A 14,123-nucleotide genomic window follows, 5' to 3' on the forward strand; every position below is an offset into this window, starting at 1 on the left:
TGAAACAATTGGCCTCTTGGTCCAAGCAGCGTTACACAGGATATCCCACTTGCCGCCAAAAGGACGCCGCCTTGGACACTGCCAACCGCATTGCACGCACGATCGCCACTGAAATCAACGCTCGCCCCGATCAGGTTGGCGCTGCGGTCAAATTGCTGGATGAAGGGTCAACCGTTCCCTTTGTGGCCCGGTACCGGAAAGAGGCGACTGGCGGGCTGGATGACACACAACTGCGCACCCTTTCGGATCGCTTGGTGTATCTGCGCGAACTAGAGGCGCGCCGCCAAACCATTCTGGGATCGATCAAGGATCAGGGCAAACTGACCGATGATCTGAGCAAATCCATTGCCAAGGCCGACACCAAGGCACAGCTCGAAGATATCTATTTGCCCTACAAACCCAAGCGCCGCACCAAAGCAATGATTGCGCGGGAAAATGGGTTGGAACCCTTGGCAGATGCCATTCTTGCGGATCGCATGGCAGACCCTGAAATCCTGGCGCAAGCCTATGTGACAGAGGCCGTCGCCACCACCAAGGACGCGCTGAATGGGGCCCGCGATATCATCACCGAAAAGCTGACTGAAAATGCCGGTCTGTTGGGGGAATTGCGGTCATTCATGCAACGCGAGGCGCTTTTAACCTCTAAAGTGATTGCGGGTCAGGAACAAATTGGGGCCAAGTTTTCGGATTACTTCGACCATCAGGAATTGTGGTCCAAAGTACCCTCGCATCGGGCCTTGGCCATGCTGCGCGCATCAAAAGAGGGCGTTGTGACATTGGACATCGCGCCGGACCCAGAGACAGGCAAGGATCGCGCCGAAGGATTGGTTGCCAGCCATCTGCATACCCGTGGCACTGGTCCCGGCGATTTGTGGCTGCGCAAAGTTGCGGGCTGGACGTGGCGGGTTAAGCTGAGCCTGTCGATGATGGTTGAATTGATGGCTGATCTGCGGACGCGGTCCCAGGATGAGGCGATCAACGTCTTTGCCCGCAATCTCAAGGATTTGTTGTTTGCCGCACCCGCTGGGCCGCGTGCCACATTGGGGTTGGATCCCGGCATTCGAACCGGGGTCAAAGTGGCCGTGGTGGATGCAACCGGGAAGCTTTTGGCGACCGACACGATCTATCCGTTCCAGCCCAAAAATGATGTACGTGGGTCCGAAGCTTCGATCCTGCGGATGATCACCCAGCATCGTGTGGACCTGATCGCGATTGGCAATGGAACCGGCAGTCGCGAAACCGAGCGGTTGGTGGCTGAGACGCTGAAGCTGTTGCCCAAGTCCGTCAAAACGCCAACCAAGGTGGTGGTGTCCGAGGCCGGGGCGTCGGTCTATTCGGCATCTGAACTGGCCGCGCGGGAATTCCCTGATCTGGATGTGTCGTTGCGCGGGGCGGTTTCGATTGCGCGCCGATTGCAGGATCCGTTGGCGGAACTGGTTAAAATCGAGCCAAAGTCGATTGGCGTTGGACAGTATCAACACGACGTCGATCAGCATCGTCTTGGCAAATCGCTTGAGGCGGTGATCGAAGACGTGGTGAATGCGGTCGGCGTGGACCTGAACATGGCCTCGGCCCCGCTGTTGGCGCATGTTTCAGGGCTTGGCCCCGGATTGGCGGACTCGATCGTCAGCCACCGTGACGCAAACGGGGCGTTCAAGTCCCGGCGCGAGTTGTTGAAAGTCGCCCGTTTGGGGCCACGTGCCTATGAGCAATGTGCTGGGTTCTTGCGGATTCGCGATGGCAAGGAACCGCTGGATGCCTCATCTGTCCACCCCGAGGCGTACAATGTCGCGCGCAAAATCGTCAGCGCCTGTGGCCGCGATATCCGCCAGATTATGGGTGACGAAGGGGCGCTAAAATCTCTGCGCGCCGAGCAGTTTGTTGATGAAACCTTTGGTCTGCCAACCGTGCGCGACATATTTGCAGAGCTGGAAAAACCCGGTCGCGATCCGCGCCCCAGTTTTGTGACCGCCAGCTTTGCTGATGGGGTTGAGGATATCAAAGACCTGAAACCCGGCATGGTTCTTGAAGGGACCGTGACCAACGTTGCGGCCTTTGGTGCCTTTGTTGACGTTGGTGTGCATCAAGATGGTCTGGTTCACGTCAGCCAACTGGCGGATCGATTTGTCAAAGACCCGCATGAGGTGGTGAAGGCCGGTCAGGTGGTCAAGGTCACCATCACCGAAGTCGATGTGCCCCGCAAACGGATCGCGATGAGCATGCGCAAGGACGGCGGCGCCTCAGCGCGCGAAGATCGCAATGCCCGCGACGCTGGTCCGCGTAAAGGCGGCGGTCAAAGCAAAGGCGGTCGTGGTGGGCCCAAAGGACCGATGCGTGCCAGTCCCAAACCCAACCCCAAAGACAGCGGCGGGGCCTTGGAGGCGGCGTTGATGGATGCCTTTAAGAAATCCTAAGCGTTTAAGCTAGAACGAAAAAGGCGCCCGAGGGAAACTCGGGCGCCTTTTCTTTTTCTCAATCGAACAGTTTAGTCGATGATCGCATTCAAGGTTGTGCTTGGACGCATGACAATCGCTGCTTTGGCAGGATCGGTGTGGAAATATCCACCCAGATCCGCAGGTTTACCCTGTGCAGCGGCCAGCTCACCCAAGATCGCGGCTTCACCATCTGCCAGTGCTTTGGCCATTGGTGCGAAATGCGCCGCCAGATCTGCATCGTCGGACTGTGACGCCAATGCTTCGGCCCAATAGCGTGCGAACCAGTAGTGGCTGTCGCGGTTGTCAGGCTCACCCACTTTGCGCGATGGCGAGCGGTTGTGATCCAGAATGCCCTGCGTTGCCGCCTCGGCTGCGACGCCCAGAACACCTGCTTTTACATTGCCCTGTGCATCCGCGAGGAAGTTCAGCGATTCACCCAAGGCGCAGAATTCACCCATCGAGTCCCAACGCAGGTGGTTTTCTTCGACCAGCTGCTGAACGTGCTTCGGTGCGGATCCGCCGGCGCCGGTTTCAAACAGACCACCACCCTGCATCAGTTTCACGATCGACAGCATCTTGGCCGATGTGCCCAGTTCCAGAATTGGGAACAGATCGGTCAGGTAGTCGCGCAGAACGTTGCCGGTGATCGCAATGCTATCGTTGCCAGCGGTGATGGTTTTCAACGACTGCGCGGTTGCTTCGCGTGGGGCCATAATCTGGAATTTGTCGGACACGCCTGCGGCTTCCAGCGCGGGTTCAACATATTCGATCAACTGCGCATCGTGGGCACGGTTCGCGTCAAGCCAGAAGATTGCCTCGGACCCGGTCAAACGCTGACGATCCATCGCCAGTTCGATCCAGTTCTCGATGGGCGCTTTCTTGGCTGTGCAAGACCGCCAGATATCGCCAGCTTCGACGTCATGGCTATGCAGAGTTTCGCCATTGGCCAGAACGATACGGATGGTGCCATCTGCAGGCGCTTCAAACGTGGTTGGGTGCGAGCCATATTCTTCGGCTTTTTGCGCCATCAGACCAACGTTCGCTACGGAACCGGCAGTGGTCACATCCAGCGCGCCGTTTGCTTTGAAGAAGTTGATGGATTCATCATAGATGGTCGCATAGCAGCGATCAGGGATCACACAGTTGGTGTCACCTTTTTCGCCTGCCGCATCCCAGCCTTTACCGCCAGCGCGGATAACAGCAGGCATCGACGCGTCGATGATCACATCTGATGGCACGTGCAGGTTGGTGATGCCTTTGTCGCTGTCGACCATATACATGCCGGGACGATCTGCAGTCACGGCGTCAATCGCGGCCATGATTTCAGCGTTGCCCGCAACACGGTCCAGCAGATCACCCATGCCAGAGTTCGGGTTCACACCCAGAGCGTCCAGTTCAGCACCGAATTTCTCGAACACTGGCGCCAACCATGCTTTGACCGCGTGGCCAAAGATGATGGGGTCCGAAACCTTCATCATGGTCGCTTTCATGTGCAGCGAGAACATGGTGCCGTCGGCTTTGGTGTCTGCGATGGCCTCAGCCAAAAACGCGCCCAGTGCCTTGGCAGACATGAATGTTGCATCTGCAACAGTGCCTTCGTCCAAGGTCCAGCCGTCTTTCAGAACGGTGACAGCACCGTCTTTGCCAACGAATTCGATCTTTGCATCACCCGCCTGAGCAGCGGTGATTGTCGCGGATTTCTCATTTGCGTAGAAATCATTGCCCGGCATGGAGCTGACTTTGGTTTTGCTGTCCGACGCCCATTTGCCCATCGAATGCGGGTTGTTTTGAGCGTAGTTCTTGACGGCTTTGGCCGCGCGGCGGTCCGAGTTGCCTTCGCGCAGAACCGGGTTCACAGCAGAACCTTTGATCCCATCATAACGGGCGCGGATCGCTTTTTCTTCGTCGGTGCCGGGCTCTTCGGGGTAGTCGGGCAGTGCATAGCCCTGACTCTGCAGTTCGGTTACAGCTGCAACCAACTGTGGAACGGATGCCGAGATGTTTGGCAGCTTGATGACGTTGGCGGCAGGCGTTTTCACCAATTCACCCAATTCAGCCAAGTCGTTTGCCTGACGCTGTGCGTCGGTCAGCGACTCGGGAAAGGTGGAAATGATTCGTGCGGCCAGTGAGATATCCTTGGTGCCAACGTTGATATCAGCGGCCTTGGCAAAGGTGCGAATGATCGGCAACAGCGATGCGCTCGCCAGTTCGGGCGCTTCGTCTACAATGGTATACAATATGTCGGAGTTTGATTTATCGGCCATTTTTCTTACCTTTTCGCCCGTATAAGGCGTGAGACTTGAGATGAGACTGTGCAGCTTTGCTGCGGCTACGAATACGCGGTCCACACCGCATCACGCGGGCAGAGCCGCGCAAACGGCGGCAAAGCGAACACCGTCCATGTAAAGGAGAGCGCGCGCGTGTTCAATTGACACAAGCCGCGCATTTTGACCCAGTTTGACGAAAACTCGGCCTTCTGGGTGAAAATTGGGGCTGAGGGTTGCTAAACCCTCGCTCAGGTTCCTGTCAAAGCCGAGGTTTGGGCCGACGCGATGTAATCAGAAACCGCTGCGCGTTCTTCATCCGCCAGGTGCAGGCCCATCCGCGTGCGACGCCACAAAAAGTCATCGCCCTCTTGCACCCACTCATTTGCAATGACCCAGTCAATTTCGGCCCCGGTCAGGGTACCGCCCAGATCAACGCCAAGATCTGCCGCTGCTTTTGCATCGCCAAGAATGGCGGTGGCCTCAGTTCCATAGGTTCGAACCAAGCGCCGGGCCCAATCGCGATGCAGAAACGGATACCGTGTGCACAGCGTTTCAATCAGCGCATCAACGCCATCAACAGGGAAATCCCCTCCTGGGAGCGCAACGCCCGCGGTCCAGCCCTGAGATGTCGCCGGGAAAACGGATTTCACATGTGCCATCGCGGCCTCGGCCAGCTTACGGTAGGTGGTGATTTTGCCACCAAATACGTTCAGCATTGGCGGACCCTGCGAATGATCCAGCCGCAGCACATATTCACGTGTGGCGGCAGTGGCGGAACTGGCGCCATCATCATAAAGCGGGCGCACCCCCGAATACGTCCAAACGACATCTTCTGCTGTGATCGGGGCCTCAAAATACTGCGAAGCAAAGGCCAACAGGTACTCTTGCTCTTCTTCGGAACACCTTGGCGTGGTCGCTGCATCTGAATGGTCGGAATCGGTTGTTCCGATCAGGGTGAATTCGTCCTCATACGGAATCGCAAAGATAATCCGCCCGTCTTCGCCCTGAAAGAAATAGCTTTTGTCATGATCGAACAGTTTGCGTGTCACGATGTGGCTGCCCCGAACCAGGCGCACCCCATCAGAAGAGGACGCACCGGCGACACCCTTTAGTACATCCTCAACCCATGGTCCGGTGGCATTCACCACCATTTTGGCCGCGCGGGTGAATGTGCTTTGATCTGCGCGCTGGATCGTTACGAGCCAATGATCACCCTGCACCTCCATTCCGACGACTTTGCACCGGGGCAGGATTTCAGCGCCCCGTGCCTGGGCGTCGCGGGCATTCAAAACAACAAGACGAGAATCTTGGATCCAACAGTCTGAATACTCATAAGCCTTGGCAAACTTGTTGTTCAAAGGACGCCCAACCGGGTCACTCTGTAAATCCAGCGTTGCGGTTGCAGGCAAGATTTTACGCCCGCCAAGCGTGTCATAAAGGAACAGCCCCATGCGGATCAGCCAAGCGGGGCGGCGCCCCTTCATCCACGGCATAACACGGGACAACATCCGTGAAACGGGTGTTTCACTCTCGAATCGCATATCCGCGTGGTAGGGCAGAACAAATCGCATCGGCCAGCTGATGTGCGGCATCGCACGCAAGAGCACTTCGCGTTCAATCAATGCCTCGCGCACAAGACGAAATTCGAGAAACTCCAGATACCGCAGGCCACCGTGAAACAACTTGGTCGACGCCGAAGAGGTCGCAGACCCCAAGTCGTTCATCTCGGCCAAGGACACTGACATACCGCGACCCGCTGCATCGCGGGCAATGCCGCAGCCGTTTATGCCACCACCAATAATGAACAAATCCACCGGCTCTGCGTCATGCTTATCCATCATTGTCTTGTTCCATTATCAAAATTTCGGTCTGGCCCAAGCGCGCCTGCTCACAAAATTCGAGGGGGGGCGGTGCATCGGTCACGACATAGTCGAGCTCTGCGATTGCGCAGATCCTGACGGGTGCTGAAATCGCGAACTTCGACGTGTCACACACAAGGATTCGCGTGCGGGCATTGCGCAGGACCGCCCGAGCCACCGAGACCTCGCGCGCATCAAAATCCAGAACCGACCCGTCGGCATCCAGGGCAGAGGCCCCGATGACTGCGAAATCCACCTTGTAACGCGAAATGAACTCGACCGCGTCTTCGCCAACAATGGCGCCGTCGCTTTGACGTACTGCACCCCCGGCCAAAATGAGGTCTTTGGATCGGGTGCCAATCAGGCTGTTGATGATGTTGATATTGTTTGACAATACCGTCAGCCCCGAATGCGCCGCCAGAGCTTTGGCAACCTGCTCTGTTGATGTGCCGATGTTCAAGGACACCGAGCAATTGTCAGGGATCAACGACGCCGCGATACGGCCCATCGCCTCTTTCTGTGGTGCACAGGTTTGACGCCGCGCTGCGTATTCCCGGCTCGAACTTTGATCGGCGCGTTCGGCCCCACCATGGGTGCGCATGGCCAATCCACGATCGCTAAGTGCCCGCAAATCCGCGCGAATTGTCTGTGTACTGACCCCAAAACGATCTGCCAGATCTTCGACCTGAACCCGATCCTGATCTTTGAGCAGGTCTACAATATTTTGATGTCGGCTGTTCGCGTCCATTAAGATTCTCTCGTGCGTTTCGCCGAATACATAAGCCCAATAGTTTTCAATGTCATTCGTTTTGTTTTCATTAATTCTAGATATGAAAGGCTAAACGCTGATACTTCTCTCTTAAATTGTAAGAATTCCTATTCTCCTAACTTTACATCACTGAACCGGAGCATTATGTGAATAAGCATTCGCAAAATGAGTCTCAGATGGCCCGACCCAAAGATCCCAAGAACCGAAACCGACGCACGACTGCCATTCTGGAGGCAGCCGCGACGCTGTTTGCCACCAAGGGCCTGCAAGACACGACCATGCAGGATATCTGCAAAGCCGCGGGCATCAGCCCCGGCGGTTTGTATCGGTATTTTTCCGGCAAAGACGCGATCATACAGGCGCTCGCGCTGCATGAACGCGACAGCGTAGATGACCTGACCCGCATGATTGAAACCGGCTCTAGCCTGCGTGAAACCTTGGATGGCCTTGTGGCTGATTTGGTTGCGTATCAAACCAACCCGATCATTTCGCGTCTCTCAATCGAATTTGGAATCCATGCCCACAACACACGCGAGGGATTCGAAGAACTGCAAGCTTCGGAACGCAATCTGGCGGCTGCCATGGTGCATGCGATCCAAAAAGATCAAGCGGCAAGCCGGTTGCCCACTGACCTTTGCCCCGACAGCGTTGTCTATTCCTTGCTCGCTTTGTTTGACGGCATGATTACGCAAGCGGCCTTTGCCGAACGGGCCGTGCCCCCTGCCCTAACTGAAACCGTTCGCCGCATGCTGCATATCTATCTTGCCCCCCCATCCAAAGGACCGCGCAATGACTGACCCGAAACCCCGTGGCCGCTGGAAATGGTTACTGACTGCAATCGTCATTCTGGGCGGCGTCTTGGTCTTTCTGGACGAACTCGAAGATACAGCCGACATTGCCGAAGCGGTCAAACCGCCAACCCTTCCGCTTGTTTCCGTAATCTCAGCGCAGAGCAGCAGCCACGCTGGCAAGGTTCACGGCTTTGCGGAAATCAAACCGCGTTGGTCCGCGACCCTTTCTGCCGCCGTATCCGGGCGCATTATCGAAGTGTCAGATCATTCATTGGCGGGCGAACAGGTGAAACAGGGCGATAGCCTGATCCGGATCGAAGACAGCAATTTTCGGTTCAATCTCGCACAGGCACAACAACGGTTGTCCGAGGCGGAACTGGCCCTTGTTCAAGCCAAAAACAAATCCGAAGTGGCCCGAAAGCAAATCGCTCGGGGAAAGACCATTGAGGCAACAGACCTTGCGTTGCACTTACCACAAATGCGCATCGCAGAGCATGCCCTTGCGGCCAGCAAGGTTCAGGTCGAAGCCGCCCGTGAACAGTTGCGTTCGACCGTGATAACCGCCCCATTTTCCGGCTTTGTCACCAAGCGCGATGTCAGCCCGGGCCAAACCGTTACCGCCGGGCAAGCATTGCTTTCGCTGGTTGATGATCAACGGTTTGATCTTGAGGTGTCTTTGGGGGATGCGGATTGGATGTTGCTGTCCAAACCCTGGGATCGCCACACCGCCAAGCTGTTTAGTCAAACTGATCAGTTTCTTGGAACGGCACGCATTCGGCGTGGCGGTGGCTTTTTGGATGCTCAAACCAGACAGCGCAAACTGTTTCTCGAGGTAGTCGAAGCAAAACCCGGCCTGATCCAGCCCGGTGCTTTTGTGAAAGTGGAGCTGATCGGGCGCGAAATCGAACAAACCCTAAGGTTGCCAGAATCCACGCTGACCCGCGAAGGCGACATTTGGTATGTCGATCCAGAAAACCGGTTGCGACGGTTCAAGGCCGACATCAGCTATCGCGAAGGCGCCCATGTCGTTGTTCGTGCGCCCGAAACAAGCACAACACTTGATGTAGTGCGCAATCCGCTTGGATCTTTCTTACCGGGGCTGCAAGTGTCGCCGCGCAAAGTAGAGGACCAGTGACATGCACGCGTTGACCAACTGGTTCATTCGCAACCCTGTTGCGGCCAACCTAGTTATGGCCCTCATCCTATTTATGGGCGTCATGACCGCCCTGACCATTCGGATCGAAGGGTTTCCACGCATCCCTGCAGAAAACATCGAAATCAGTACCTATTACCGCGGCAGCACGGCCGAACAAGTCGATGAACTGATCACGCGAAAGATCGAAAAGGGCCTCGAAGGGTTGGATGGCGTACGCTCGATCTCTTCCACCTCCAGTGCGGCGTCTTCTACGATCTACGTGCGAAAATCCGGATCACAGGATCTGCAAAAACTGTTGGACAAGATACGGATCCGGGTCGACAGCATTGGCGATCTGCCACAATCTGCGCGTCGCCCTGTGATCCAGACGGGCGGCTTTGACATCCCGGCGCTTTACGTCAACCTTCATGGGGATACCGATCCGCGTACGTTGCAAAGACTTGCCGAGCGGCTGCGTGAACAACTGCTAGCAGAACCGGAACTGTCGCGCCTTCAGATCTGGGGGTTGCACGAACGCGAGATGCAGATCGAGGTGCTGCCCTCGGCGTTGGAGCGGTTGAACCTAACGGTTGCACAGGTTGCGCAATCGATCCGCCGCAACTCGGTTGACTTTCAATCTGGGTCCTTGCGCACAGCCGGGGGCGACATTTTCCTGCGCGCCGACAACAAAGCCCGATTTGCCAGCGATTATGCACGCATTCCGGTTCTGGAACGCCCAAATGGGTCTGTTGTACTGCTTGGGGATGTCGCACAGGTGACTGATGGGTTTGCCGACCGCGACTATCTGTTTCGGTTCAATGGTGAACCGACCGTCGGCATGGTGGTTCAGGTTGGGCGCACCGAAAACTTGTTGACGATTTCCAAGGTGGTCAAGGAAACGGTCGAGGAATTCCGCCAAATTCTGCCGCCCGAAGTACAGACAACCGTTTGGGGCGACGCGAGTTCCTATATCTCTGATCGTTTGCAATTGTTGCAGACCAATGGGTTTCAGGGGCTTTTGCTGGTTGGGCTGATGCTGTCGCTGTTCTTGAACGTGCGTCTGGCGTTCTGGGTCGCAATGGGCATTCCCATATCTGTCATGGGCGCTCTGGCCGTTGCGGGCACCAAATGGGTGGATTATTCGCTCAACGATATCACAACTTTTGGCCTGATCATTGCCTTGGGGATTTTGGTAGACGATGCGGTTGTCGTCGGCGAAAGCGTTTTTGAGGAACGCAAGAAACACAAAGACCCGCTGATCGGCACCGAAGCTGGCGTCCGCAAAGTAGCGGTCGCAACCGTTTTTGGTGTTCTGACGACCATCGCGGCCTTCTTTCCCTTGCTGATGATCAACAACCCGCTGGGCAAGGTTCTTGCTGGGTTTTCGGGCATGGTTATCTTGGCGCTGTTGTTTTCGCTGTTCGAAAGCAAATTCATCCTGCCCGCCCACCTTGCCCACATTGATATGGATAAAGAGCCCAGCAATTTTGTCTCGCGCGGTTGGGCAAAGGTGCAATCCGTTTTCAAGCGCGGGTTGGCAGGTTTCCGGGACACTATATATGCCCCCACCCTGCGTCTGGCCTTGATCCATCGCTATGCTGTTTTGGTGCTGTTTTTTGCAATGGCGGCGCTTGGGATTGGGTTGATCTACAAGGGCAAGGTCAAAACAACCTTTTTCCCCGAAGTCCCCGGCCAGGTGATTTCCCTCAGCATGCAGATGGACAAGCGGGCACCCTTTGCCCTGACCCGCGACAATATCTTGTTTATCCAAGAAATCGGGGATGCGCTGAACGTCGAGCTGGCTGAAACGCATTCTTTGGCGGAACCGCCAATCCGCAACATCTTTTTCCAGATCTCGGACCCGCGCAGCGCCGAGCTATATGCAGAGCTAACCCCCGTCGCGGATCGTCCGGGCCTTGGCATTCTTGATATCCTGCGGGACTGGCAAACCCGGGTTGGGCAACTCGAAGGAACCGTCGAGTTGAGTTTTTCAGGCACCGAAGAGTTGGGCGGCGGATTCCAGATCCGGCTGTTCAGCAAAGACACCGATCTACTGGCCAAAGCCAGTGACGAAGTGCGCGCATATCTGGGTAAAATCGAGGGCGTTTCGAACCTGCGCAGTTCGCTGCAAGGCGGCGCGCCGGAACTGACCGTGCGTTTGAAACCCGAAGCCCGTCATTTAGGGTTTTCTACTGAAACACTGGCAACCCAAATTGGATATCGCTTTGGCGGGGCCGAAGTGCAAAAGATCCAGCGTGATGATCAAGAGGTACGAGTGATTGTGCGCAACGCCACACAAGCGCGCAACACGATAGACGATCTGATGCAATCTCGCCTGCGCAATGAGGCAGGCGATTGGGTGCCGCTGCTGTCCGTGGCCGAAGTCAGCGGCCGCTATGTGCCCAGTTCCATCACCCGACGAAATGGTAAGCAGCTTAGCACCGTAAGTGCCTCTATCGACAAATCCAAAGTCGCGCCCGAGGAAATCTCGCAAGCGATGTTTGAAACTTTGGTGCCGGATCTGGCGGAGCGTTATCCGTCTGTCGACATTCGGGCCGGGGGCGAGCTTGAGGAGATCGGCGAAGTTCAGGGCGGGTTGAAACAGGCATTGCTGCTGGCGATGGTGCTGATCTATGTGCTGATGGCGGTGCCGCTCAAATCCTATTGGCAGCCAGTGATTATCGTGTCGGTTGTGCCGTTTGGGTTTGTAGGCGCAACAATTGGGCATTTGATCATGGACGTGCCACTGTCGCTGTTATCGTTCTTTGGGATGCTGGCCCTAACCGGTGTGGTGGTAAATGACTCTTTGGTCATGGTCACCCGTTACAATGACGCGCGCAATGATGGGCACACTGTCCATGAAGCCCTGAAAGACGCCGGTGTCGGACGGTTTCAGGCTATTTTCCTGACGACAGCCACAACCGTTATCGGTCTGATGCCCCTACTCAGCGAAACATCCGAACAGGCGCAATATCTGATCCCGGCGGCGATTTCGTTGGCATATGGTGAAATTTTTGCCACGCTGATCACTTTGATCCTGATCCCGGTTCTATTAGCCATCAGCGACGATATCCGGCGGTTTCTGAGATAATCGTTTTGCGGCTCTGGCTGTTGGGGTCAGAGCCGCACCAAGTCCCCAAACCTATGGCATCACGAAACCAAGACCGCGCAACACAGCACGGGCTTATCTTTCTGCAATGCAGCAAACGAATCTATGAATCCCGTCGGATACGATGCGTCAATCCTGACACCAGAGGCGGCAAATGCACCTGAAGCCCTGCGCTTCTTTGACCCGAGACAGCAAAAATCCTCTTAAATTCTGTGATTCTGCGCAAAGGAGGTTTGCGTTTTTCGCAAACCCGGCGTAAAGCTGCGCGCGGACAGGAGCTACCCTGGCAAATCCATAGGCTGAACATTTTGGACTGTGTTGAAACCTATGTTGGGTTTCTCGGAATTTGCTTTGTTGCGGCTATCCACCAGGTAGGAACCGCCACGGGAAACGGGCTCGGAAGAACGTAGCTACATATGCATAATTTCTCATTGAAAAAAGGGTTAAACCTGCCGTTGGCAGGCGCACCCGAACAAAAAATCCACCCTGGTCCAGACTTTGGATCGGTGGGTGTCGTCGGGGCTGACTATGTTGGTCTCAAACCAAAGATGCTGATTCAAGAGGGTGACACCGTGCAACGCGGCACCCCGCTGTTTTGTCACAAAGATGCCCCAGAGGCGGTCATCGTTGCCCCGGCCACAGGTCAGGTCAAGGCAATCAACCGCGGCGCGCGGCGGGTCTTGCAAAGTGTTGTCATCGATATCTCCGATGTAAACGATGCAGGAATCGACTTTAGTGCGGTCGGAAACGGCAAAACCGCCGAGGGTCTGACAGAAAAGCTGTGTGCGGCAGGTTTGTGGACCAGTTTCCGCACGCGCCCCTATTCCAAGATGCCCCAACCGGGCAGCAAGCCATTGGCGATCTACGTCACGGCGATGGACAGCGAACCGCTTGCCGCTGATGCCGCCCTGATCATCGCGGATGCCAAAGAGGCATTTGAAGCCGGACTCAAAGCAATAACGCTGCTGAGCGAGGGCGCGACGTATCTGTGCCACAAAGCAGGCGATACGGTTCCTACAGTTGATGGCGCGACGGTTGCGACCTTCTCGGGTCCACACCCGGCTGGTTTGGCTGGTACGCACATCCACTTCTTGCAGCCCCCTGTTGGCGAGCAAGTTGTCTGGACCATTTCCTATCAGGATGTGATTGCCATTGGTCGCCTTTTGATGACCGGCCATATCGATCCGAACATCGTGATCGCCCTGGCGGGTCCTGCTGCGTCTAATCCGCGTTTGATCCGGACCATGATGGGTGCCTCGACGGATGAGCTGACAGCAAACGAAGTCAGCGTTGATGACGCTGTTCGTGTGGTGTCCGGTTCGGTTCTGAGCGGTCGTGCCGCTGACGGACCCGGTGCATACTTGGGTCGTCACGCGCGTCAGATCACGATTATGCGCGAAGACACCAAACAGATACCACTGGGTTGGATCCGTCCGATGTTTTCGAAATACGCCATTCAGCCCGTATTGGGCTCGGCGTTGACGCGCAAAATGCAGGATCTGGGCACCAACCTGAACGGCGGACGTCGTGCGATGGTTCCAACAGGCACCTTTGAAGAACTGATGCCACAGGATTACCTGCCGACACAGTTGCTCCGTGCACTGTTGGTTATGGACACCGATTCAGCACAGGCGCTTGGCGCATTGGAGCTGGACGAAGAAGATCTGGGTCTGGTCGGCTTTGCCTGCCCGGCTAAATACGAATACGGCGAGGCCCTGCGGGACTGCCTTGCCAAAATTGAAAAGGAGGGCTGAGCCT

Annotated in this window: 8 protein-coding genes; 5 read left to right on the forward strand and 3 right to left on the reverse strand. The window is 56.0% G+C overall.

Features of this window, described 5'->3' with window-relative positions; genetic code table 11:
* Window positions 1-71: 71 nt before the first annotated feature.
* Window positions 72-2,414, forward strand: coding sequence for a Tex family protein (locus ABWV33_RS17930; protein ID WP_353332706.1), 2,343 nt, complete (start codon window positions 72-74; stop codon window positions 2,412-2,414).
* A 71-nt stretch (window positions 2,415-2,485) separates the two neighbouring features.
* Here the strand turns inward: ABWV33_RS17930 and ABWV33_RS17935 are convergent, their stop codons facing one another.
* The 3 genes from ABWV33_RS17935 to ABWV33_RS17945 all read right to left on the reverse strand — a co-directional run bounded on the left by ABWV33_RS17935 (window position 2,486) and on the right by ABWV33_RS17945 (window position 7,309).
* Window positions 2,486-4,699, reverse strand: a complete 2,214-nt coding sequence (locus ABWV33_RS17935) for an NADP-dependent isocitrate dehydrogenase (protein ID WP_353332708.1) — start codon at window positions 4,697-4,699, stop codon at window positions 2,486-2,488.
* A 251-nt stretch (window positions 4,700-4,950) separates the two neighbouring features.
* Window positions 4,951-6,543: a glycerol-3-phosphate dehydrogenase gene (gene glpD / locus ABWV33_RS17940; protein WP_353332710.1), complete on the reverse strand. Its 1,593-nt coding sequence runs from the start codon at window positions 6,541-6,543 to the stop codon at window positions 4,951-4,953.
* A complete protein-coding gene (locus ABWV33_RS17945; RefSeq protein WP_121999012.1) occupies window positions 6,533-7,309 on the reverse strand; it encodes a DeoR/GlpR family DNA-binding transcription regulator in 777 nt (258 codons plus the stop codon). Before ABWV33_RS17945 ends, glpD begins: the two co-directional genes overlap by 11 nt.
* Window positions 7,310-7,506: 197 nt before the next feature.
* On the opposite strand from ABWV33_RS17945, the gene ABWV33_RS17950 reads away from it, so the two are divergent.
* The 4 genes from ABWV33_RS17950 (at window position 7,507) to ABWV33_RS17965 (ending at window position 14,119) form a co-directional block, all read left to right on the forward strand.
* Window positions 7,507-8,127 carry a TetR/AcrR family transcriptional regulator gene (locus ABWV33_RS17950; RefSeq protein ID WP_353332712.1) on the forward strand — a complete coding sequence of 207 codons (621 nt, stop codon included), beginning with the start codon at window positions 7,507-7,509 and terminating at the stop codon, window positions 8,125-8,127.
* The gene (locus ABWV33_RS17955; RefSeq protein ID WP_353332714.1) at window positions 8,120-9,256 is read left to right on the forward strand and encodes an efflux RND transporter periplasmic adaptor subunit; all 1,137 of its coding nucleotides are present in this window, start codon (window positions 8,120-8,122) and stop codon (window positions 9,254-9,256) included. Before ABWV33_RS17950 ends, ABWV33_RS17955 begins: the two co-directional genes overlap by 8 nt.
* A gap of 1 nt (window position 9,257) precedes the next feature.
* Complete coding sequence (locus ABWV33_RS17960; RefSeq protein WP_353332716.1) at window positions 9,258-12,347, forward strand: efflux RND transporter permease subunit; 3,090 nt, start codon at window positions 9,258-9,260, stop codon at window positions 12,345-12,347.
* Between the two features lie 434 nt (window positions 12,348-12,781).
* Window positions 12,782-14,119 carry a Na(+)-translocating NADH-quinone reductase subunit A gene (locus ABWV33_RS17965; protein ID WP_353332718.1) on the forward strand — a complete coding sequence of 446 codons (1,338 nt, stop codon included), beginning with the start codon at window positions 12,782-12,784 and terminating at the stop codon, window positions 14,117-14,119.
* Window positions 14,120-14,123 lie beyond the last annotated feature (4 nt).

The organism is Phaeobacter sp. NW0010-22 (assembly GCF_040365955.1).
In the GTDB taxonomy this organism is placed as follows: domain Bacteria; phylum Pseudomonadota; class Alphaproteobacteria; order Rhodobacterales; family Rhodobacteraceae; genus OMPR01.